Annotated in this window: 22 protein-coding genes and 1 pseudogene; 12 read left to right on the plus strand and 11 right to left on the minus strand. The window is 49.4% G+C overall.

Annotation, left to right across the window (positions count from 1 at the left end; all coding sequences use genetic code 11):
* Window positions 1–17: 17 nt before the first annotated feature.
* Together yebT and yebS are read right to left on the minus strand one after the other, a co-directional pair.
* Complete coding sequence (gene yebT, locus A7098_RS04040; protein ID WP_105280375.1) at window positions 18–2651, minus strand: lipid-binding membrane homeostasis protein YebT; 2634 nt, start codon at window positions 2649–2651, stop codon at window positions 18–20.
* On the minus strand, window positions 2620–3903 hold the full coding sequence (yebS, locus tag A7098_RS04045; protein ID WP_105280376.1) for a membrane integrity lipid transport subunit YebS: 1284 nt from the start codon (window positions 3901–3903) through the stop codon (window positions 2620–2622). Before yebS ends, yebT begins: the two co-directional genes overlap by 32 nt.
* A gap of 129 nt (window positions 3904–4032) precedes the next feature.
* Between yebS and msrC the strand changes: the two genes are divergently transcribed.
* The 4 genes from msrC to htpX all read left to right on the plus strand — a co-directional run bounded on the left by msrC (window position 4033) and on the right by htpX (window position 8466).
* On the plus strand, window positions 4033–4530 hold the full coding sequence (gene msrC / locus A7098_RS04050) for an L-methionine (R)-S-oxide reductase (RefSeq protein WP_105280377.1): 498 nt from the start codon (window positions 4033–4035) through the stop codon (window positions 4528–4530).
* A gap of 96 nt (window positions 4531–4626) precedes the next feature.
* Window positions 4627–5325, plus strand: a complete 699-nt coding sequence (proQ, locus tag A7098_RS04055) for an RNA chaperone ProQ (protein WP_000431365.1) — start codon at window positions 4627–4629, stop codon at window positions 5323–5325.
* A 19-nt stretch (window positions 5326–5344) separates the two neighbouring features.
* A complete protein-coding gene (gene prc, locus A7098_RS04060) occupies window positions 5345–7393 on the plus strand; it encodes a carboxy terminal-processing peptidase (protein ID WP_105280378.1) in 2049 nt (682 codons plus the stop codon).
* A gap of 191 nt (window positions 7394–7584) precedes the next feature.
* Window positions 7585–8466: a protease HtpX gene (gene htpX / locus A7098_RS04065; RefSeq protein WP_000984500.1), complete on the plus strand. Its 882-nt coding sequence runs from the start codon at window positions 7585–7587 to the stop codon at window positions 8464–8466.
* 45 nt (window positions 8467–8511) lie between these two features.
* Here htpX and A7098_RS04070 read toward each other — a convergent pair.
* A pseudogene (locus tag A7098_RS04070) lies at window positions 8512–9886 on the minus strand (MFS transporter).
* A 176-nt stretch (window positions 9887–10062) separates the two neighbouring features.
* On the opposite strand from A7098_RS04070, the gene kdgR reads away from it, so the two are divergent.
* Window positions 10063–10854: a DNA-binding transcriptional regulator KdgR gene (gene kdgR, locus A7098_RS04075; RefSeq protein WP_001262205.1), complete on the plus strand. Its 792-nt coding sequence runs from the start codon at window positions 10063–10065 to the stop codon at window positions 10852–10854.
* A gap of 141 nt (window positions 10855–10995) precedes the next feature.
* On the opposite strand, the gene A7098_RS04080 is transcribed toward kdgR, so the two are convergent.
* The gene (locus A7098_RS04080; protein ID WP_001211004.1) at window positions 10996–11235 is read right to left on the minus strand and encodes a YobH family protein; all 240 of its coding nucleotides are present in this window, start codon (window positions 11233–11235) and stop codon (window positions 10996–10998) included.
* Between the two features lie 157 nt (window positions 11236–11392).
* Between A7098_RS04080 and mgrB the strand changes: the two genes are divergently transcribed.
* From mgrB to rlmA, 5 genes are all read left to right on the plus strand, one after another.
* Entirely contained in the window at window positions 11393–11536 is a 144-nt protein-coding gene (gene mgrB / locus A7098_RS04085) for a PhoP/PhoQ regulator MgrB (RefSeq protein WP_000714530.1), read from the plus strand.
* Window positions 11537–11610: 74 nt separating this feature from the next.
* On the plus strand, window positions 11611–11898 hold the full coding sequence (locus tag A7098_RS04090) for a YebO family protein (protein ID WP_001006853.1): 288 nt from the start codon (window positions 11611–11613) through the stop codon (window positions 11896–11898).
* 666 nt (window positions 11899–12564) lie between these two features.
* Window positions 12565–12681: a DUF2627 domain-containing protein gene (locus tag A7098_RS04100; protein WP_032141266.1), complete on the plus strand. Its 117-nt coding sequence runs from the start codon at window positions 12565–12567 to the stop codon at window positions 12679–12681.
* 39 nt (window positions 12682–12720) lie between these two features.
* Entirely contained in the window at window positions 12721–12930 is a 210-nt protein-coding gene (gene cspE, locus A7098_RS04105) for a transcription antiterminator/RNA stability regulator CspE (protein ID WP_001062678.1), read from the plus strand.
* A 165-nt stretch (window positions 12931–13095) separates the two neighbouring features.
* Window positions 13096–13905: a 23S rRNA (guanine(745)-N(1))-methyltransferase gene (gene rlmA / locus A7098_RS04110; RefSeq protein ID WP_032225360.1), complete on the plus strand. Its 810-nt coding sequence runs from the start codon at window positions 13096–13098 to the stop codon at window positions 13903–13905.
* Here the strand turns inward: rlmA and mntP are convergent.
* From mntP to manX, 5 genes are all read right to left on the minus strand, one after another.
* Window positions 13902–14468, minus strand: coding sequence for a manganese efflux pump MntP (mntP, locus tag A7098_RS04115; protein WP_024165129.1), 567 nt, complete (start codon window positions 14466–14468; stop codon window positions 13902–13904). The genes rlmA and mntP overlap by 4 nt on opposite strands.
* A 416-nt stretch (window positions 14469–14884) precedes the next feature.
* Window positions 14885–15343 (minus strand): DUF986 family protein, encoded by a 459-nt coding sequence (locus A7098_RS04125; protein ID WP_105280379.1) that lies wholly within the window; start codon window positions 15341–15343, stop codon window positions 14885–14887.
* Between the two features lie 54 nt (window positions 15344–15397).
* Window positions 15398–16249: a PTS mannose transporter subunit IID gene (manZ, locus tag A7098_RS04130; RefSeq protein WP_024165130.1), complete on the minus strand. Its 852-nt coding sequence runs from the start codon at window positions 16247–16249 to the stop codon at window positions 15398–15400.
* A 12-nt stretch (window positions 16250–16261) separates the two neighbouring features.
* Window positions 16262–17062: a PTS mannose transporter subunit IIC gene (manY, locus tag A7098_RS04135; protein WP_000406930.1), complete on the minus strand. Its 801-nt coding sequence runs from the start codon at window positions 17060–17062 to the stop codon at window positions 16262–16264.
* Between the two features lie 62 nt (window positions 17063–17124).
* A complete protein-coding gene (gene manX, locus A7098_RS04140) occupies window positions 17125–18096 on the minus strand; it encodes a PTS mannose transporter subunit IIAB (RefSeq protein ID WP_000150530.1) in 972 nt (323 codons plus the stop codon).
* A 317-nt stretch (window positions 18097–18413) separates the two neighbouring features.
* Here manX and A7098_RS24125 point away from each other — a divergent pair, with 317 nt between their 5' ends.
* Together A7098_RS24125 and yoaE are read left to right on the plus strand one after the other, a co-directional pair.
* A complete protein-coding gene (locus A7098_RS24125; protein ID WP_272941839.1) occupies window positions 18414–18572 on the plus strand; it encodes a hypothetical protein in 159 nt (52 codons plus the stop codon).
* A complete protein-coding gene (yoaE, locus tag A7098_RS04155) occupies window positions 18560–20116 on the plus strand; it encodes a CNNM family cation transport protein YoaE (protein ID WP_105280380.1) in 1557 nt (518 codons plus the stop codon). Before A7098_RS24125 ends, yoaE begins: the two co-directional genes overlap by 13 nt.
* Before the next feature lie 3 nt (window positions 20117–20119).
* On the opposite strand, the gene A7098_RS04160 is transcribed toward yoaE, so the two are convergent.
* Window positions 20120–21718 (minus strand): EAL domain-containing protein, encoded by a 1599-nt coding sequence (locus A7098_RS04160; RefSeq protein ID WP_010345817.1) that lies wholly within the window; start codon window positions 21716–21718, stop codon window positions 20120–20122.
* A 129-nt stretch (window positions 21719–21847) separates the two neighbouring features.
* Window positions 21848–23212, minus strand: coding sequence for an L-serine ammonia-lyase (sdaA, locus tag A7098_RS04165; protein WP_105280381.1), 1365 nt, complete (start codon window positions 23210–23212; stop codon window positions 21848–21850).
* Between the last annotated feature and the right edge of the window lie 143 nt (window positions 23213–23355).

A 23355-nucleotide genomic window follows, 5' to 3' on the forward strand; every position in this document is an offset into this window, starting at 1 on the left:
CGCCGGAGCAGTGCGCATTATTTGGGTAGCGCGGTTCCCCACTCACGCCACTCTTTCGGTTCGCTTTCCAGCAACAAGAAGTGTTTGCCTTCCTGGGCTTTCGGTGCCAGCGGAGTACCAGGCGGAGTGGCAAAGGCGATCCCGCCACGGATAAACTGGTTAAATGTACCGGTTTTCACTACGCCGCCCGTAAGACCAAAGTCCAGACTGTAGCCCGATGCCAACCAGAAGACGGAATTGTTCCGCACCAGGTGCTGGTAGCGTTTACTGATGCGCATCGCAATCATCACCCGATCCGATAGTGTACCCAGCGTCATTCCAGTGACCGTACCCACTTCCAGACCACGGAACAGTACCGGTGTACCGATGCCTAACGATCCGGCTTCTGGCGCTTCAACAATAATGCTTAAGCCATCCAGGTAACGAGAGTCGGTAATGGTAGCCTCCTGTAATTCAAAGTCGCGGCGAGGATTTCCACGACCGGGTTCGACATTGATATACGGCTGGAGGATGGTATCAAGGTGCTCAACGCCGGCTGCCGAAATCTGCGGTGTGACCACCGAAAAGCGTGTACCACCGCGAGCGAAAGTCTGGACATATTCCGGATAGAGCACCGCTTTTGCCTGTACTTCATTACGTGCGGTTATCAGATCCAGCGTCTGGATTTGCCCGATATCAATACCGAGGTAGCGAATTGGCATACCGACCGCCAGTTTTCCGGCATCAAAAGCGTGGAGCGTAATCTGTCCGCCGACCGCACGAGCCGCCGTTTCTGACGCATAAAGAATACGCTTATCGCCTTTACGCTGGCTGGCGCTGGCGCCGCTGAGGTTATCGAAGCTGATAGCACCCTTTAACGCCCGTGAAAGTGGCGAAGCCTGTACGGTCAGACCGCTACCATTAAGCTGAACTTTCGCCCCGCCTTCTGCCCAGAACACGCTGTTGTTGGTCAGAAGGTTGCGATATTCCGGCTTAATATGCAGATCGATATCAAAGGCGTTAGCCCGTGGGCGCACGGTGATGACTTCGCCAACCTCAAACTTACGGTACAGCACTACCGATCCCGCCTGCACGTCTGGTAATGTTTCTGCACTCAAACTCACGGTCGTGGTGGGCAAATCGCTAAGGCTGTTTTCCAGGGCTTTTTCCAGATTGGCATACAGCGGATAGCTGGCTTTCATCTCGCCTTTATCGCCCGGCAGAATACGTATCCCTCCGTTGATCCATTCAGAGGCGCTGGCACCGAGAAACTCGACGCCGTCCAGCCCCACTTTCACGTCCACACGGCTGTTGACAACGAATTTGCTGTCGCCTTTTACCAGCTCGCGATGCTGCGGTTCAATGGCGACGGTAAAAGTGACGCCTTTGCTGGTGAGTTTACGTTCAATTACCTGACCGACCTGCACACCATGTAGAATGAGTGGCTGACCGGCATCAATACCGTAACTTTCTGGCGCGGTCAGGGTCAGCGTCAGAACATCAGGTTCATGCAGCAGGGCTTTCTCGCCAGGCACAACGACAAACTCCTTGCGTGGCTCACCATCGCCCGGCACCAGTTCGAAGGTTTTGCCCGTGAGCAGGGCGCTGAGATTCGCATCGCTGAGGGATAATTTCGGGTTGCGTAATTCGATGCGGGTATTTTCCCGTAACAGCGTTACGACGCTGGGATCTACGGTCATTTCTCCGGTGACTTTGCCGCCTGGGTTTAAATCCAGTTTCGTCAGTTGTCCGACTTCCAGACCCTGATACATTAACGGTGTTGAGTCGGCGGTTAATCCGGCACCGCTCGGCAGTTCCAGTTTTATGATTACCCCACGCTGGCTGTGGGCGAGATCTTCATACAAACCAAAGGTATCTTCCGCTTCGGCGGGTTTCGACTCTTCCGGCGAATCGAAGGCAATCGCACCGTTAACCAGCGCAGCCAGACTTTCCAGTTTCACCTTCGCGCCACTGATACTGACATTGGCATCAACGCCAGAAACGTTCCAGAAGCGACTCCCTTTTTTCACCAGATCGGTAAAACGCCGCTCAATCAGGACATCAATCACCACGCCCTGGTTATTGGGATTGATCGCATAGTCGTAGACACGTCCCACCGGGATCTTGCGAAAATAGACCAGCGAACCACTATTCAGCGAACCAAGATCGGGAGCCTGTAGGTGGATCATTAGATCACCATTATCCAGCCGATATTTCGGTTGGGTATCGAGGGCGACAAAGTGATCCTGCTCTTTGCCTTTGCCTGGCATCATGCCGATATAGTTACCCCCAACCAGTGCATCCAGTCCGGAAACACCTGCCAGAGAGGCTTTTGGCGTCACCAGCCAGAACTGCGTCTCTTCGCGCAGCGCATCTTTCATATCGGACTTGATGCTGACCCTGACTTCAATCTTACGAAGATCATCGCTAAGGCTGACATCCTGAACGGTTCCGACTTCAACACCCTGATAACGAACAGGTGTGCGGCCAGGGACAATGCCGTCCGCCGACATAAAGTCGATGGTGACGGTGTTCCCCCGATCCTGATAACTGTCCCAAATCAGCCAGCCGGCAATCATTAGCGCGATGAACGGCAGCAGCCAGAAAGGTGAGATACGGCGTTTAGTTTTAATCTGCGCTTCAGTCGTCGAAGCGGGCGTTTCCTGACTCATGTGTATCCCAAAGTAAGCGGCTGTCCAGCCATTCCACTGCAAGAATAGTTAAAATAACCGCTGCGCCGAAATAAAACGCAGCCGGTCCCATAGTAAAAGCGAGGATCTGATCGCGATTGATCAGCGACATAGTTAAAGAAATGACAAACAGATCGAGCATCGACCAGCGACCAATCCAGGTCACCATTCGCAGTAACAGTATTCGCGTGCGTAATCCTTGTTGGCATTTAAAATGAATGCTCAATAATAAAGTGAACATAACAATCACTTTGGTAAACGGCACCAGAATACTGGCGATAAACACAATTCCGGCGACCGCAATGTTGCTGTTTGCCAGCGACATGATGCCGGAAAGAATCGTATCTTCTTGTCGTCCACCGTTCAGATAAATGATCGAGATAGGCAACAGGTTAGCTGGTAACAACAAGACGACTGAAGCCAACAACGCCGCCCAACATTTTTGAAGACTATGATGACGACGCAGGCGAAGCGGGATATGGCAGCGGGGGCAGCGACCGCGCGGATCAGGATAGCCGGTAAAGTGACACCCCAGGCAAACACGTAGTTTCGCGTCCCTGCGCGTGGCAGGGCGTTCAGGATAAAATCGCTCCCACAGCTGTTCAACATTAAGATGTGACAACGTCACCGTCGTTAAAATCACCAACGCTACAAAAGAGAATAAGCCGACACCCGCCTGGATATGGGCATAATCCTGTACCTTTATAGAAGCAACACCAATGCCGACCAGGTAGATATCCAGCATCACCCACTCTTTCAGTCGCTCAAGCATCAGCAGCACCGGGCGTAAGTTCATCCCCAGTCGGTTGCCAAACCACAAATAAGCAATAGATGTGACGAGGATAAGTGGGGCGCCGATAACGCAGAAAAAGACCATCGCCCCCGTTATCGCATCGCCCTGTTTGGTCATTTGCCAGATGCCTTGCATGACGTTGGCGTCAATACGAATACCTAACAGCCAGATATGCAACAGTGGTTCGCCCCAGGCAAACGGCATCAGCAATAGCATGGTGAACGCCATTGCCGCCAGGCGCGTTAGCGACCAGTCACGCCCGTCACGAATTTTGGCCTGACAGCGCGGACAATAGGCACTTTGATGAGAATTTATCTCGGGCAGGCTAAACAGCATGTCACATTGCGGGCAACGTTGATAATCACCACGCGGCAGTTCCTTGCCGATTGAGCTCACTGTTATCTTTTTTGTTGGCGTAATTTGCGTGGTGTTAAGTGCCATGACGTGCCAAATGTAATAAGAATTAACATTAATCTTAACCCATGATGGGAATGATCTTGAGCATTAACGCATTTAATGCTTATTTTAATAGGCTGGCAGTTCCAGGTAAGACAACCAAGTGATTATATAATGAACAAAACAGAATTTTACGCGGATTTAAATCGCGACTTTAACGCGCTGATGGCGGGAGAGACCAGTTTTCTGGCAACGCTGGCAAACACCAGCGCGTTGTTATACGAACGTCTGGCAGACGTAAACTGGGTCGGTTTTTATTTGCTTGAGGACGATACGCTGGTGCTCGGACCATTTCAGGGCAAAATTGCCTGTGTACGGATCCCCGTCGGGCGTGGCGTGTGCGGCACTGCGGTTGCCCGCAATCAAGTACAACGAATCGAGGATGTTCACGCTTTTGATGGGCATATTGCCTGTGATGCGGCGAGTAATTCTGAAATTGTCCTGCCGCTGGTGGTGAAAAATCAGATTATTGGTGTTCTCGACATCGACAGTACCGTCTTTGGTCGCTTTACAGACGAGGACGAGCAAGGCTTACGTCAGCTTGTGGCACAGCTTGAAAAGGTGCTTGCAATGACGGATTACAAAAAATTCTTTGCGAGCGTCGCAGGATAATCAACGGATAACGTAGCATTTACTGATGGCGTCATTATAATGACGCCTGTTCATGCCTGCGCTTGTTGGCTACGTCCGTTGTAATCAGGAAATTTCATGGAAAATCAACCTAAGTTGAATAGCAGTAAAGAAGTAATCGCGTTTCTGGCCGAACGTTTTCCCCACTGTTTCAGTGCGGAAGGTGAAGCGCGTCCGCTGAAAATCGGTATTTTTCAGGATTTGGTCGATCGTGTTGCCGGGGAAATGAACCTGAGCAAAACGCAACTGCGATCCGCTTTACGTCTCTACACTTCGAGCTGGCGTTACCTTTACGGTGTTAAACCCGGCGCAACGCGTGTCGATCTTGACGGCAACCCATGCGGTGAGCTGGACGAGCAGCATGTAGAACATGCTCGCAAACAGCTTGAAGAAGCGAAAGCACGCGTTCAGGCTCAGCGCGCTGAACAGCAAGCGAAAAAACGCGAAGCTGCCGCAGCTGCTGGTGAGAAAGAAGATGCACCACGCCGCGAACGTAAACCACGTCCTGCCGCGCAACGCCGTAAAGAAGGCGCCGAGCGCAAACCTCGCGCGCAAAAACCGGCTGAGAAAGCGCCAAAAACAGTAAAAGCACCTCGCGAAGAACAGCATACCCCGGTTTCTGACATTTCAGCTCTGACTGTCGGACAAGCCCTGAAGGTGAAAGCTGGTCAAAACGCGATGGATGCCACCGTATTAGAAATCACCAAAGACGGCGTCCGCGTCCAACTGAATTCGGGTATGTCTTTGATTGTGCGCGCAGAACACCTGGTGTTCTGAAACGGAGGCCGGGCCAGGCATGAACATGTTTTTTAGGCTTACCGCGTTAGCTGGCCTGCTTGCAATAGCAGGCCAGACCTTCGCAGTAGAAGATATTACGCGTGCTGATCAAATTCCGGTATTAAAGGAAGAGACGCAGCATGCGACTGTGAGTGAGCGCGTAACGTCGCGCTTCACCCGTTCCCATTATCGTCAGTTCGATCTCGATCAGGCGTTCTCGGCCAAAATCTTTGACCGCTACCTGAACTTGCTTGATTACAGCCACAATGTACTGCTGGCAAGCGATGTCGAACAATTTGCGAAAAAGAAAACCGAGTTGGGCGATGAACTTCGCACCGGCAAACTTGACGTTTTCTACGATCTCTACAATCTGGCGCAAAAACGCCGCTTCGAACGTTACCAGTATGCGTTGTCTGTACTGGAAAAGCCGATGGATTTTACCGGCAACGATTCCTATAACCTGGATCGCAGCAAAGCACCCTGGCCGAAAAACGAGGCCGAGTTAAACGCGCTGTGGGACAGTAAAGTTAAATTCGACGAGTTAAGCCTGAAGCTGGCAGGTAAAACGGATAAAGAAATTCGTGAAACCCTGACTCGCCGCTACAAATTTGCTATTCGTCGTCTGGCGCAAACCAACAGCGAAGATGTTTTCTCGCTGGCAATGACGGCGTTTGCACGCGAAATCGACCCACATACCAACTACCTTTCTCCGCGCAATACCGAACAGTTCAATACTGAAATGAGTTTGTCGCTGGAAGGTATTGGCGCAGTACTGCAAATGGATGATGACTACACCGTTATCAATTCAATGGTGGCGGGTGGGCCAGCAGCGAAGAGTAAAGCTATCAGCGTTGGTGACAAAATTGTCGGTGTCGGACAAACCGGTAAACCGATGGTTGACGTGATCGGCTGGCGTCTTGATGATGTCGTTGCCTTAATCAAAGGGCCGAAAGGCAGTAAGGTTCGTCTGGAAATTCTGCCTGCGGGTAAAGGGACCAAGACCCGGACAGTAACGCTGACGCGTGAACGTATTCGTCTGGAAGACCGTGCAGTTAAAATGTCTGTGAAGACTGTCGGTAAAGAAAAAGTCGGTGTGCTGGATATTCCGGGCTTCTATGTTGGCTTGACGGACGATGTCAAAGTTCAACTGCAGAAACTGGAAAAACAAAATGTCAGCAGTGTCATTATCGACCTACGTAGCAACGGCGGGGGGGCGCTGACTGAAGCGGTATCGCTCTCTGGGCTGTTTATTCCATCAGGTCCGATTGTGCAGGTTCGTGATAACAACGGCAAGGTTCGCGAAGATAGCGATAACGACGGTCAGGTTTTCTATAAAGGCCCGTTAGTGGTGCTGGTTGACCGTTTCAGTGCTTCGGCTTCGGAAATCTTTGCTGCTGCCATGCAGGATTACGGTCGTGCGCTGGTTGTGGGTGAACCGACATTTGGTAAAGGCACAGTCCAGCAGTATCGTTCTCTGAACCGTATCTACGATCAGATGTTACGTCCTGAATGGCCGGCGTTGGGTTCAGTACAGTACACAATCCAGAAATTCTATCGCGTTAACGGCGGCAGTACGCAACGTAAAGGCGTAACGCCAGATATCATCATGCCTACGGGCAATGAAGAGACGGAAACCGGTGAGAAATTCGAAGATAACGCGCTACCGTGGGATAGCATTGACGCTGCAACCTATGTGAAATCTGGAGACTTAACGGCGTTTGAACCGGAGTTGCTGAAGGAACATAATGCGCGTATCGCGAAGGATCCTGAGTTCCAGAACATCATGAAGGATATCGCTCGCTTCAACGCCATGAAGGACAAACGCAACATCGTTTCTCTGAATTACGCTGTGCGTGAAAAAGAGAATAACGAAGATGATGCGATGCGTCTGGCGCGGTTGAACGATCGCTTTAAACGCGAAGGAAAACCGGAGTTGAAGAAACTGGACGATCTGCCAAAAGATTACAAGGAGCCAGATCCGTATCTGGATGAAACAGTGAACATCGCGCTTGATTTGGCGCGTCTGGAAAAAGCCAGACCTGCGGAACAGCCCGCCCCCGTCAAGTAACATCAATCAGGCACAAGAAATTGTGCCTGATTTTTTAACAGTGGCAAGATGCCGTAAATCAGATGCTACAAAATGTAAAGTTGTGTCTTTCTGGTGACTTACGCGCTATCCGGACTTGAAAATAGTCACGTAGCCCATACGATGTGGGTATCGCATATTGCGTTTTGTTAAACTGAGGTAAAAAGAAAATTATGATGCGAATCGCGCTCTTCCTGCTAACGAACCTGGCCGTGATGGTCGTTTTCGGGCTGGTACTGAGCCTGACAGGGATACAGTCGAGCAGCGTTCAGGGGCTGATGATTATGGCCTTGCTGTTCGGTTTTGGTGGTTCCTTCGTTTCGCTTCTGATGTCCAAATGGATGGCATTACGATCTGTTGGCGGGGAAGTGATCGAGCAACCGCGTAACGAAAGGGAACGTTGGCTGATCAATACTGTTGCGACCCAGGCGCGTCAGGCTGGAATTGCTATGCCGCAAGTGGCTATCTACCATGCGCCGGATATCAACGCCTTTGCAACCGGTGCGCGCCGTGATGCCTCTCTGGTTGCTGTCAGCACCGGTTTGTTGCAAAACATGAGCCCGGATGAAGCCGAGGCAGTAATCGCTCACGAAATTAGCCACATTGCCAATGGTGATATGGTTACGATGACGCTGATTCAGGGTGTGGTGAACACCTTCGTTATCTTTATTTCTCGTATTCTCGCGCAACTGGCCGCTGGCTTCATGGGCGGTAACCGTGACGAAGGTGAAGAGAGCAACGGTAACCCGCTGATCTACTTTGCAGTCGCGACGGTGCTGGAACTGGTATTTGGTATTCTGGCGAGCATTATTACCATGTGGTTCTCGCGTCATCGTGAATTCCACGCCGATGCGGGTTCAGCGAAACTGGTTGGCCGTGAAAAAATGATTGCCGCGCTGCAGCGTCTTAAAACCAGCTATGAGCCGCAAGAAGCAACGAGCATGATGGCTTTCTGCATTAACGGTAAGTCAAAATCGCTCAGTGAGCTGTTCATGACTCACCCGCCGCTGGATAAACGTATTGAAGCTCTGCGCACCGGTGAATACCTGAAGTAATATGAAGTAAATGCTAAAAAGCGCGTCCTGGTCGACGCGCTTTTTTTATGCCTGGGATCGTGGCTGGGTAATCCGTAACCCACTGACGCAGGCAGCAATCACAGCCAGAATAGCCGCAGTCATCAGCGAGACGTGCGTACCATTATCGCCAAACTGATTTAACATCAGAGCCACCAGAGCCGCGCCGCTACTCTGACCAAGCAGACGAGCTGTACCTAACATGCCACTGGCACCACCGCTACGTTCGCGAGGGGCGGAGGTAATAATGGTGTGGTTATTGGGGGACTGAAATAAGCCAAATCCAGCGCCGCATAAGATCATTGGCCAGATAATGTTGATATCCGCAGGAGAAGCGGGCAGCAGAACCAGTGAAAACAGACCCGCTGCCATAATGAACAAACCTAAAGCACCAAGTAATCCTGCATGTACGCGCTCTATCAGATAGCCTGCCAGCGGTGCCATCACCATGGTAGCTAACGGCCACGGCGTCAGGAGTAAACCCGTTTCTACTTCACTGCGCCCGAGCACGGTTTGCAGGTAAAAGGGCAGAGAAACCATTGCCAGCATCTGTGCGCAGAAAGAGCAAATAGACGTGCAAATAGAAAGTGAAAACAGCGGAATGCGCAGTAAATCCACCGGTAGCAGCGGTACGGGAAGAGAAAGCTGGCGGCGAATAAAGAATATACCCACGACAACCATTACCGCCAGTTCTGCTGCAATCAACGTCAGCGATTGCCCCTGAGCGAAACCACTCAACGCAGTAATAAGCAGGCCGAAGGTTAACGCATTCATTACTGCACTGGGCAGGTCAAAACGAGGTTTACTGGAACGCGAGCCATTAGGTGGCAGAAAACGTATCGCCAGAAGCAGAGCGATAATACCCAACGGCACGTTGATTAAAAATAACCATTTCCAGGAAGCAAAGGAAAGAATTGCCGCTGCAATTGTCGGACCGGCAGCCGAGGAGACGGCAACAATAAACGAGTTAATTCCCATCCCCCCTACCCAGAAAACGCTGCGGGTAGATCAGGCGGATAAGTGCAGTATTGACGCTCATCAGTGCTGCGCCGCCGAAACCTTGTATTACACGCGCCAGGGTGAGCATTTGCAGCGAATCAGAAAGGGCGCAGAACAGCGAAGACAACAGAAAAACGACCAGTCCGCATTTATAAATACGTCGATAGCCAAACATATCTCCCAGAAACGAGAATGAGAGCAGAGAGACGACAATGGCAATTTGATAGGCGTTCACTACCCAGATGGAGCTGGCTGGCGTGGCATGAAGGTCTGTGGCGATTGTTGGCAAGGCGACGTTAGCGATAGCGCCGTCGAGGACCGCCATCGAAATACCAATAATAATGGTTAAAATCGCGCCGTATCGCTGAGGCAACGGCAGACCATCGGCCTGAACTTTTGGCATAGGAATTTTATATCTTTTGGTAATAATCAACAGGGGTATGATTCTAGCACTGATATTCACGGCGAATGTCGCAGAATTGTAACTAACCGGCAAAAGATGGATTGCGACCACCCTGGCACGAAATTATAATAAAAAACAGTTCTGATTTTTATAAAACACTCGCAATGAGGTGATAAATGGCTAACGCAGATCTGGATAAACAGCCTGATTCTGTATCTTCTGTACTGAAAGTTTTTGGCATTTTGCAGGCGCTGGGCGAAGAGCGTGAAATAGGGATAACCGAGCTGTCACAGCGCGTCATGATGTCAAAAAGCACCGTTTATCGCTTTTTACAGACCATGAAAACCCTGGGCTACGTGGCGCAGGAAGGGGAGTCAGAGAAATATTCGCTGACCCTGAAATTGTTTGAACTGGGCGCCCGCGCGTTACAAAATGTTGATCTTATTCGTAGCGCAGATATCCAGATGCGTGAGCTTTCCCGCCTGACCAAAGAGACCATCCACCTTGGCGCGCTGGATGAAGACAGCATTGTTTACATCCACAAAATTGACTCTATGTACAATTTGCGCATGTATTCTCGGGTTGGTCGTCGTAATCCGCTTTACAGTACTGCGATTGGTAAAGTATTGCTGGCCTGGCGCGATCGTGATGAAGTGAAGCAAATCCTTGAGGGCGTTGAGTATAAACGCAGTACCGATCGTACCATTACCAGCACAGAAGCGTTATTACCGGTGTTGGATCTGGTGCGTGAGCAAGGTTATGGCGAAGATAACGAAGAGCAGGAGGAGGGGCTGCGCTGTATCGCAGTTCCGGTATTTGACCGCTTTGGCGTGGTTATTGCTGGTTTGAGTATTTCCTTCCCGACCCTGCGTTTTTCTGAGGAGCGTTTGCAGGAGTACGTGACTATGCTGCATACGGCGGCGCGTAAAATTTCCTCTCAAATGGGGTATCACGACTATCCGTTCTGATTAGAGGAAGAACCTGTCTGTATAATATTCAGACAGGTTCTGTATTTCGCGTGGGTTAAATAAAGTTACAAATGGCGTAACATAGTACGCTATGGCGATGAATGTACTTTTTATCTTCGGTTTAAGTAGTTATTTATGCCTTTAGCCATTATCTACAACGTTATTGCTTTTACGTAACAGCGGGCAATCTGTTATTCCGAAAAGCCCACTTTTAGTGTGTAGGTATTGTACCGTGCTGGTGCCTCTGGCGGTCAGATAGGAACATTGCAAACCTAACCCAGCGGCATTTTCCTTGCTTCCAATCAGAACGCCATATCCGCTTAGTAATAATCCTGTCCATACCAGTGCTATCAACATAATTGTGCGAATAATGAATCGCATTATGACCTCATCTCTTTTTTGTTCGCCTAATCGTAGCGGTAATATGGGCTGAAGCAAGCGTATAGTTCCGAAAAAGCACGAATATCGACATAGTTAGGCGCTGTTTAACTAACGCATGATAGTTTAATGACATAAGGTAGTTTAAACGGAGACTGGAGTGAAAAAGTTTCGATGGGGCGTTCTGGTTGTCGCTGTGCTGGCTTGCTTGCTGCTATGGGCTCAGGTGTTCAATATGATGTGCGATCAGGACGTACAATTTTTCAACGGAATTTGTACCATCAATCAATTTATCCCGTGGTGATATCATTTTTTCAACGGTAGATTTCCTTCCTGTGTGGCAGTGGTAGAATGGCGCCTCTACTTAGAGGTGGTGAAATGAACGAAGTTGTAAATTCAGGCGTGATGAACATTGCGTCTTTGGTTGTATCGGTGGTAGTTCTCGCTATTGGGCTCATCTTGTGGTTTTTCATCAACCGTGCCAGTTCACGGACTAACGAACAGATTGAACTTCTTGAGGCATTGCTGGATCAGCAAAAACGGCAAAATGCGCTGTTACGTCGTTTGTGCGAAGCAAGCGAACCTGAAAAAACAGATACCAGTGCTGCAGAGAACCAAAAAGCGGCTGAAGATGACGATATCATCCGCCTGGTAGCTGAACGGTAATCCGTCCTCAAATTTGAGTAACCCTGGTGTTAACGGGTTACTCATCTTATCATTCATATATGCACTATAGTGGTGCAATTGATTTAAATTAATACTCTGGTCTGACTTCAATTATTTATCGTGTTATTTATTTCATAACATCGATATCGGAAAAAGATATTTACCCCGCTAAGTTATTGGGATGTTTACATCGGAATTGTGATCAATCACGGTATTGTTTATTAGCGAAACGTTTCTCTTCTCACTTTTTAGTATTTCATCAATTTTTCTTATTTTAAAATAATAATATGCCTTAAGTATAGTTTCTTTATTGTACTCTAGTTTGTTGTTAACTGACTGTTTTATGGAGTGAATTTATATAATATTTTATTCGTTATATATCATAAAAAGTGATATCGCTCGCATTGCGTAATAAGTTGTAGTGCTGCTCTGGAAGAACTGAACTTATTGAACTATGTTAGAAACTACATCAGATCAAGTATCTGTTTGTAATGGTATGGTTAAGTGCATCGATATATCGACATGTATTCCGTTGCATAAATGTGCAAAAAAGTGGAAGGCGTATCGAGATTTGTGCGGCTGATCGAGACATGTTTAAAAATGGCTTGCCATAATTAACGTTGTATGTGATAACAGTTTCGGGTTAAACGAGGTACAGTTCTGTTTATGTGTGGCATTTTCAGTAAAGAAGTCCTGAGTAAACACGTTGTCGTTGAATACCGCTTCTCTGCCGAGCCTTATATTAGTGCCTCATGCAGTAATGTGTCAGTTTTATCTCTGTAATGCCTGCGGGCGAAGAAAACAATCTAAGGAATTTTTCAAATGGCAAAGATTAAAGGTCAGGTTAAGTGGTTCAACGAGTCTAAAGGTTTTGGCTTCATTACTCCGGCTGATGGCAGCAAAGATGTATTCGTACACTTTTCCGCTATCCAGGGTAATGGCTTCAAAACTCTGGCCGAAGGCCAGAACGTTGAGTTCGAAATTCAGGACGGCCAGAAAGGTCCGGCAGCTGTTAACGTAACAGCAATCTGATCGAAACCACTGATCTGAAGTGTAAACGCGCTTCAATCTCGCTATCAAGCCTCGTCCAAATGCGAGGCTTTTTACTTTGTTTTATTCGTGCTCTTGCCTGCGGATATTTGCCCGACGCGCAATTCGCGTTACACTTGCGGCCTTTAGTATCCTGCCGGAGTTGTCATGTCGTTTTCCTGTCCACTTTGTCATCAGCCGCTATCGCTTGAAAAAAACAGCTATATCTGTCCCAAACGGCATCAATTTGATATGGCGAAAGAGGGATATGTTAATTTGCTGCCCGTTCAGCATAAACGATCCCGCGATCCGGGTGATAGTGCGGAAATGATGCAAGCGCGGCGCACATTTTTAGATGCCGGGCATTATCAGCCGCTTCGTGATGCGATAGTCGCTCAATTGTGTGATTGTCTTGATGAGCACGCAACGGCAATACTGGATATTGGCTGTGGGGAAGGGTACTACACTCATGCTTTTGCCGAGGCATTGCCGGGTGTGACTACTTTTGGTCTGGATGTCTCTAAGGTTGCGATTAAGGCTGCTGCAAAACGCTATCAGCAGGTCACCTTTTGTGTCGCTTCCAGCCACCGTCTGCCGTTTTCTGATACCAGTATGGATGCCGTTGTCCGTATCTACGCGCCGTGCAAAGCAGAAGAATTAGCGCGCGTGGTCAAACCGGGAGGATGGGTCATTACCGCTACCCCGGGACCACGACATTTAATGGAGCTGAAGGGGCTGATTTACGACGAAGTACATCTACATGCGCTCCATACGGAACAACTGGAAGGTTTTACATTACAGCAGAGCGATGAATTGTGTTATCCGATGCGCCTGCGCGGAGATGAGGCCGTTGCGTTGTTACAGATGACACCGTTTGCCTGGCGCGCCAAGCCAGAAGTCTGGCAAACGCTGGCGGCAAAAGAAGAATTTGATTGCCAGACGGACTTTAATATTCACGTCTGGCAACGAACAAATTAGCCGTGGTAGTGCGTCCAGAGGATCTGGACGCCAATGCCAATAAGCACCAGCCCGCCAAGAATTTCTGCTTTTTTGCCAATAATTGAACCGATAAAGCGACCCACCATCATACCTAATGTTGACATGATCAAGGTGGCGCAGCCAATCGCCAGTGCAGTAGCAATAATATTAACTTGCAGGAAGGCCAGACCAACACCAACCGCCATGGCATCCAGACTGGTGGCAATTGCGGTAGTTACCAGCAACCAGAAACCGTGACGACGACGCGGTTCTTCATCCTCATCGTCTCCACCACGAAAACCCTCAATAATCATTCGCCCGCCGAGAAATATCAGCAGTACAAACGCAATCCAGTGGTTCCACTCGAGAACAAAACGGCTGGCTAACATGCCCATACCCCAGCCAATCAGCGGCGTCAGCGTTTCAACGGCACCAAAAATAAGGCCAGTGCGCAGGGCTTCAGAAAATTTCGGTTTATGGAGGGTGGCACCTTTACCGATTGATGCAGCAAAGGCATCCATCGACATACCAAAAGCAAGAAGAACAGTAGCAGTGATATTCATGACAACGTCCTGACCGGGGTATCCATAAAACACATCACCGCCCCCAGCAAACATGCACACATGAACGACAAGAAGCGCCCATGCAGGCATAGCGATTGATGTGCATATGGTCTCGCCTGACTGAAGGTGTTCAGTCCGTACGTGCCACGTTTTGCAACGAGTATGTTGACACGTACATTTCCGGAATCTGGAAATCGGCTACTCCCCAAATGAGGGCGCAACCTTAACATATTTTGAGAATATAAAACAACTGTTGGGATATATTATTGCATTGTATTATTGATAGCGATTTTCATTTAGATTTATATATCAATAAAACGTTAAAATAAATAACAAATAAGAGAAGGAATAATATAGCCTAAGCTATGTCTGGTTATTAAAAATACACTAAACATAGCTTCGGCTAAATCTATAACTTATTGAGTTGACAAGAGAAGTTTATAGATTTTTTCCAGATCGTCGATATTTCGAACGCGGATTAATAAACGGCGCTGTTCTAATTGCATCACCAGTACGCCATCTTCCGATAAGTTCATCGCTTTAATTCGGCGATATTCAATCCAGACATTGGCGAAGAAAAAACCTTGCTGTTTAAAAATGATTTTCGGAACCCGGATCCAGAAAATATAAAAGCCCATTAGCGCCAGTGCACTTAATAACCAGGTGGTTATTTGTGCGCCATGGTTGGTCACATTGTTATAGATAAGAATGACAATCAGCCCGACGAAGATAACGCTATCGATGCGACCGCGCCGGAGCAAAGGAATTGCCAGCAGGGTGGGGCCGTTGCGTCGGGGCATGATGAACTGATCGTATATCGCAAAGGCCAGGAGTGCGGCGATGAACAGAATCAGTACCAGATCCGTGATTGTCATTAATCCTCCAGATAAAAAAACGGGGCCAATAGGCCCCGGTAGTGTACAACAGTATTACAGTCCCAGCAGGCCGCAAGCGTAACCAGCGATACCGATGACGAAGAAGCCAACGATGATCCACAGAGGGTTAACTTTTTTGCGCAGCAGCCACATACAGGCGAAAGTCAGCAACAGCGGCACCAGGCCTGGCATTAACTGGTCAAGAATGGTCTGGACAGTGGTAACGTGCTCTTTACCCGTCTGGTCGGTGATGCGAGAGACTACCAGCGGGATGTTGACATGTGTCCACTTGTTAACCAATGCCCCCATGACAAACAGGCCGAGAATAGACGCCCCTTCCGTCAGTTTTTGCAGGAAGCCGCCACCCATATCTTTAACGATATCGATACCTTTGGAGTAACCATACGCTACGCCGTAGTAACGGGTTGCCAGGCGTACCAGGTTAAACAGAATAAAGAACAGCAGCGGACCTAACAGGCTGCCGCTCATTGCGATCCCGGCACCCAGCGCCGCGAATACCGGACGTACCGTACCCCAGAAGATCGGGTCGCCCACGCCTGCCAGCGGCCCCATCAGACCTACTTTGATACCGTTGATAGCACCGTCGTCGATCTCTGCGCCGTTAGCGCGCTGTTCTTCCAGCGCCAGGGTTACGCCGAGGATTGGCGCCGCCACAAACGGTTGGGTGTTAAAGAATTCGAGGTGACGTTTAATCGCCTGTTTACGGGCATCGTTGTTCTCAGGATAGAGGCGACGAATCGCCGGAACCATAGAGAAGCAGAAACCCAGTGCCTGCATACGTTCGAAGTTCCATGAACCCTGGAAGAGGTTAGAACGCAGGAAGACGCCACGAATATCACTCGGAGTGAGTTTTTTCTCGGTGGTAGTTTGAGTTGTATCAACCATTTCGCTCACCTGTTAGTCCAGTTCGTTATCGAGATCGTTGTTACCAGCAGCCTGAACAGGCGCACCGGCTACGCGGTTATATTTCGGGCTAAGTTGGATGTAGAGCACTGCCATAACAGTACCAATCACACCCAGAGCAACCAGGTTAAAGTTGGTGAATGCTGCGGTTACGAAGCCGAGGTAGAAGAACGGCATCAGGTATCCAGCACGCATCATGTTGATAACCATCGCATAACCAACCACCACGATCATGCCACCGGCGATATTCAGACCATTAGTCACCACTTCCGGAATGGCGTTCAGCATGTTCTGAACTTCACTGGTGCCTACAGACAGCGCAACAATCACGGCCGGGATAGCCACACGCATCGCTTGCAGGAACAGAGAAGAAACGTGGATCCAGGAAATTGCCGTCAGGTTGCCATTATCAGCCGCCTTATCCGCAGCGTGCTGGAAAGCAACGGTGATGGTACGAACGATGATGGTCAGCACCTGACCCGCAGCGGCCAGCGGGATTGCCAGCGCGATACCGGCACCGATGCTCTGATGACCAGCGATAACCAGAATGGTAGAAATGATGGAAGCCAGAGCGGCATCAGGCGCAACTGCGGCACCGATGTTCATCCAGCCAAGTGCGATCATTTCCAGAGTCCCACCGATAATAATACCGGTTTTCATATCGCCAAGAACGATACCCACCAGGGTACAGGCGATTAGCGGACGGTGAAACTGAAATTCATCGAGGATTGATCCCATACCTGCGATACAGGCTACGATAAATACCAGCACAATTTGAAGAGTGGTAATCTCCATTGTACTTCTCCTGTTTACGTAAGACTTAAGTGTGAAAACTGAGTGATAATCAACACAATACGTTACTTATCGATTTTGCTGATCAGATCCATCATTTTCAGTTTCGGATCGGTGGAAACCTTACGGACTTCCAGTTCGATACCACGCGCATTCAGTTTTTTGAACGCTTCGATATCTTTTTCATCAACCGAAACCGCGTTATTCACCTGGGTTTTACCCTGACGGAATGCCATACCGCCAACGTTAACAGAGGTAATTTTCACGCCGCCTTCAACGAGGCGCTCAACATCTGTCGGGTTGGTGAATAACAGCATTACACGTTCGCCAGCATATTTCGGGTTGTTGTAGACACGGATCATCTTGGCAACATCAACCACGTGTGCTGTTACGCCCGGAGGTGCAACCTGGGTGAGCAGTGTCTTACGAACGGTATCCGCAGCCACTTCATCACTAACAACGATAATACGGGAGACATTGGTTTCTTTGGTCCAGCGGGTAGCGACCTGACCGTGAATCAGACGATCGTCGATACGCGCAAGGCCAATAACCATGTAGTCATTTGGTCCCATTGGTTTTGCCGGAGTTGGAGCCGCTTTTGGTGCGGCGGCGGCGGGTGCTGGCGCTGCTTTTTCAACCGGTTTGGCTTTCAGTGCTTTCACGCCTTCACGGCCTGTTTCTACTGCCAGCGCCACCAGTTCATCAAAGCCAGGGTCATCATCACGAGCCATTAACGTTTCCACCAGCATTGGAATGTTAACGCCTGCGATCACTTCATAATGCTCTTTGTCGACGACAATACGGCTGGCAGCATTGAACGGGCTGCCGCCCCATGTATCAACGAGAAACAGCACGCCTTTAGTGGTGTCGAGTTTTGCCAACTGAGCGTTGTACTTTTCAATCAGCGTTTCGGCATTTTCACCTGGAACGAAATCGATCCAGCCGACGTTTTCCTGCTCGCCTAACAGCATCTCTGCCGTTTTAAGCAACTGCTCTGCAGCCCAACCATGTGTGCCTATAACAATAGCAATGGTCACTTGCTACCTCCTTTATTATTGTTAACACCTCAACGTGCCAGATGTATTTTTTGAATCGTCGTCCACAATCGAATCGATTCAGATAAGGGTTACAACCAAAAACCCCCTGCGTTTCGCGATTTATTTTAGATAGCGAAAAAAATATTTTATGTGATGAGGATCCGTAATTTAACTTTGGATTAGCAAAATTCCGAAAGGTAAAATACCCTCGTTACATTCGTTTGCAAAGGAAGGTAAATCTTTGCCAAATCAGAGTTCTCTCTGATATGTTTAACTCCCGTTTAACAATCAAGGAGTATGGGGCAGCAGCCCGCAGTATGGATCGTCACCGACGTCATTTCAGCATCAGGCCTTTCAGCGCCTGCCTTTCTGGCATTTTTTGCCGCACCTTTTGTTTGCATTTTGTCGTTACGCCTGCATTATTTCTGGCGCCGAATAGCTATTCCTTAAGCAGGAGCTTGTCATGGAATTCTTAATGGATCCCTCGATTTGGGCGGGGCTACTCACGCTTGTCGTTCTTGAAATCGTGCTGGGTATCGATAACCTGGTTTTTATCGCCATTCTTGCCGATAAACTGCCGCCAAAACAACGTGATAAAGCACGTTTGTTGGGGCTGTCGCTGGCGCTGATCATGCGTCTGGGACTGTTATCGCTGATTTCATGGATGGTCACCCTGACCAAACCGCTATTTACCGTGATGGATTTTTCCTTCTCCGGCCGCGATCTGATTATGTTGCTCGGGGGGATATTCTTGTTGTTTAAAGCGACAACGGAGCTACATGAACGGCTGGAAAACCGCGATCATGATTCTGGTCATGGCAAAGGCTATGCCAGTTTCTGGGTGGTCGTAACACAGATTGTCATCCTTGATGCCGTCTTCTCGCTGGATGCGGTGATTACTGCAGTAGGGATGGTCAACCATCTGCCGGTGATGATGGCCGCGGTGGTGATTGCGATGGCAGTCATGTTGCTGGCATCGAAACCGCTGACGCGATTCGTTAACCAGCATCCAACGGTAGTGGTGCTCTGTCTGAGCTTCCTGTTAATGATTGGTCTGAGTCTGGTAGCAGAAGGCTTTGGTTTCCACATTCCGAAAGGTTACCTGTATGCCGCGATTGGCTTCTCGATCATTATCGAAGTATTTAACCAAATTGCGCGCCGTAACTTTATTCGTCACCAGTCGGCTTTACCGCTGCGTGCACGTACTGCCGACGCCATCCTGCGTTTGATGGGCGGTAAACGTCAGGCGAATGTGCAGCATGATGCGGATAACCCGATGCCGATCCCGGTGCCGGAAGGTGCGTTTGCCGAAGAAGAGCGATACATGATTAACGGTGTACTGACTCTGGCGTCGCGCTCTCTGCGCGGGATTATGACGCCGCGCGGCGAAATCAGCTGGGTTGACGCTAACCTTAGTGTCGATGAAATCCGTGAGCAGTTGCTTTCTTCGCCACATAGCCTGTTCCCGGTATGTCGCGGAGAACTGGATGAAATCATCGGTATCGTGCGTGCGAAAGAACTGCTGGTGGCACTGGAAGAGGGCGTTGATGTAGCGGCGATTGCTTCGGCGTCTCCGGCGATTATCGTTCCGGAAACCCTCGATCCGATCAATCTGCTGGGCGTGCTGCGTCGCGCTCGCGGTAGTTTTGTGATCGTGACCAACGAGTTTGGTGTGGTGCAAGGTCTGGTTACGCCTCTGGATGTGCTGGAAGCCATTGCCGGTGAGTTCCCGGATGCTGATGAAACGCCGGAAATCATTACCGACGGCGACGGCTGGCTGGTAAAAGGTGGTACAGACCTCCACGCCTTACAGCAGGCGCTTGATGTTGAGCACCTTGCTGATGACGATGATATCGCGACGGTCGCAGGTCTGGTGATTTCTGCAAATGGTCACATCCCGCGTGCGGGCGATGTGATTAACGTAGGGCCGTTGCATATTACCATTGTTGAAGCTAACGATTATCGTGTTGACCTGGTTCGTATTGTTAAAGAGCAACTGGCGCACGACGAAGACGAATAATCATTAACGAAATGGCATAACGGGCGTGATATGCCCATTATGCCGGGCGGGCGGCGGTTGGCTGCCCGCCAGCCATTTTGGGAAATCACGCAGCGGCATTGGTTGCGCGTACAAATATCCTTGTAAAATATGCACCCCATGACGGCGTAAATATTTTGCCTGTTCTTGCGTTTCTACGCCCTCCGCCACCAGTTCAATATTCAGTCTTTGCCCCAACGCAATGATGATATCGGTTATCGTCGAGTTAACCGCGTCTGAACCAATTGCAGCGGTGAATGACTTATCAATTTTCAGGACGTCAGGGCGTAACGTTTCCAGCCAGGAAAACGAACTGTTGCCGGTGCCGAAATCATCAATCGCCAGTTTGACGTTTTTACGATGCAGTTCGCGGGCAATCCGATAATCAACATCCAGTAAGGCATCGCGCTCGGTTATTTCAAGGATGAGTTGCTGAATCGGGTGAGCACTGAACCAGTACTGATTAAGATCTTTCAACAGCACGCCACGGCGAAAATGGCTGGGGGCGACGTTAATCCCAATGTGAAACTGGTTGCTTATTGGAAAAACGTGGATTTGACGGATGGTTTCCATCATCACATAACGGGTAAGCGGCACTATCAGGTGATGTTCTTCCGCAATAGGGATAAACACATCCGGCGAGATCCAACCCTGACGTGGGTTATTCCAGCGCAGCAATATCTCTACGCCAATACATTGCTGACTACGTGCGTTTAGTAAAGGTTGACAGAATAGCTCGAACTCATGTTGCGCAAGGCCAAGATTAATTTCGCGCGAAAAACTCATTCTGTGTGCGGTTGCAAGCCATGCAACATAACCCACCAGTAAACTCAACAGTACAGCCAGCGGGAGCTGACTGGGAAGATGATGCAACGCCAGTTGCGTCGCACCAGGTCCGCTGACGCTAATGGTAAAAGGAAAATTTTGCGATGAAACCTGGTAACGTTCATTGCCATTAAGCGGAGGTAAAGAATCAACCAGACCGTCATCATAGAGTAAATGGCGATCGGCCACCGTCAGGCTGGCGTTTCTAATTTGCGGCAACTGCGGCTCCAGTAACATCGTCGTCAATAACCCAATGTTGATCATCTCCAGAACGCCATCACCGCTATGTGATGACAAGGGATACCACTGGATCAGCACTGGGCTACCTTTAATCAACACGCGATCGGTGGAAAGACGCAGAAGAGGCCGTGGGGCAGGCAAATCGGCTTGAATATCATAAACAGGGACATTTCGATAGCCAAAAATACTGGAGCAATAGAGCGTACCGTTTTGAACCAGACCAATAGAACGCACGGTTTGCAGTTTTGCGGCCTGCTTGCGTAGAGGCAAATGAGCGACTGAGCAGGGGAGGCCAATCAACGGAAGTAAAAGCTCGCGTCCTTCCTGAAGGGGCTGCAAGACTTTATCCAGCTCTTCAACAGCGTGATTGGCGAAGAGGATCACCCGCTGTTGATTTAAGTTACGCTGTGAAATAAACCGCACGCTTAGTGTCGCTACAAGCGTAAAAAGTGCGCAAATTGTACAAACAATCATTCGATTACGGCGATAGGTTTTAATGATCCGTTGTGCTTTTTGCATGCGGGCCGCCCTGTAAGCGCATGGCAACAAACGCCTGACGCAACAGTGGAAGTGTAGTGGGGAAATTTACAGCAGACGAGAAAGCGAGAGAAATTCGCCCATCCGTTGCAGATGGGCGAAAGAAAAGTATTAGTCACACTGGACTTTAATTGCCAGACCGCCGCGAGAGGTTTCACGGTATTTGGCGTTCATGTCCTTACCTGTTTCGTACATTGTCTCGATGACCTTATCCAGCGAGACGCGCGGTGCACTGGTGCGGCGTAAGGCCATGCGTGCGGCATTGATCGCTTTCACAGAGGCAATGGCGTTACGTTCAATGCACGGCACCTGAACCTGACCTGCAACCGGGTCACAAGTTAGACCAAGGTTGTGTTCCATGCCAATTTCCGCCGCCACACAAACCTGTTCCGGGCTACCGCCCAACAGTTCTGCAAGACCCGCAGCAGCCATTGAACAGGCAACACCCACTTCGCCCTGACAACCCACTTCAGCACCGGAAATAGAGGCATTCATTTTATATAATGCGCCAATTGCCCCGGCCGCCATAAAGTAACGGGTATAGATGTCCGGGCTGACCGATTCAATAAAGTGGTCATAGTAAGCCAGCACTGCCGGAACGATGCCGCAGGCTCCGTTGGTTGGTGCAGTTACCACGCGACCACCGGCGGCGTTTTCTTCGTTTACCGCCAGCGCAAACATATTTACCCAGTCGATGACATTCATCGGATCGTTAGACAGTTTATCGCTGGAAACCAGCATCCGGCGCAGGGCAGACGCACGGCGTGGAACACGCAGCGGGCCAGGCAATACGCCTTCGGTATTCATTCCGCGATCGATACATGCCTGCATGGTTTGCCAGACATGAGCAAAATATTCATCGATCTCTTTTTTGCTGTGCAGCGCCAGTTCGTTTTGCATTGCCAGACCGGAAAGGGAATAGCCAGTTTCATTACAGTACGTCAGCAGCTCAGTGGCGGATTTGAACGGATACGGCACGCTCACGTCGTTTGCGGCATCCTGACCAAAATGTTCTTCATCGACGATAAAGCCGCCGCCGATGGAATAATAAGTTTTGCTGTAGACGACTTCATCACCGTTATAAGCATGGATTTGCATACCGTTTTCATGCAACGGCAGGTTGCCGTTATGAAAACGCATACCGTTGTCACGCGGAAAATCCACTTCATGCCGTCCCTGCGCCAGCAGCAGGCGTTCGCGCTCTTCTACGTCGCGAATAAAACCGGGAATACTGTCGATATCCACGGTGGCAGGTTCGTTACCTGCAAGACCCATAATAATGGCGATATCGGTATGGTGGCCTTTACCCGTCAGCGACAGTGAACCATAAACGTCCACGGCAACGCGGGTAACGCTATCCAGTAAGCCTTTTTCGACCAGATCATCGACGAACTGTTTACCTGCCTTCATAGGCCCTACGGTATGGGAAGATGAGGGACCAATCCCCACCTTAAACATGTCGAATAGACTAATCACGATAATACTCCTGACAAGGTGACTGGACTTCCAGTAACGAACTAATAACAACGCATAGTGTAAGAGGGAACGCGGCGACAGGCTTAACTATTCACATGAATTAAACTAATCAAAAACCGCGATTTAACTAATATTGCGATGAT

Source organism: Escherichia sp. MOD1-EC7011 (assembly GCF_002965005.1).
Classification (GTDB): domain Bacteria; phylum Pseudomonadota; class Gammaproteobacteria; order Enterobacterales; family Enterobacteriaceae; genus Escherichia; species Escherichia ruysiae.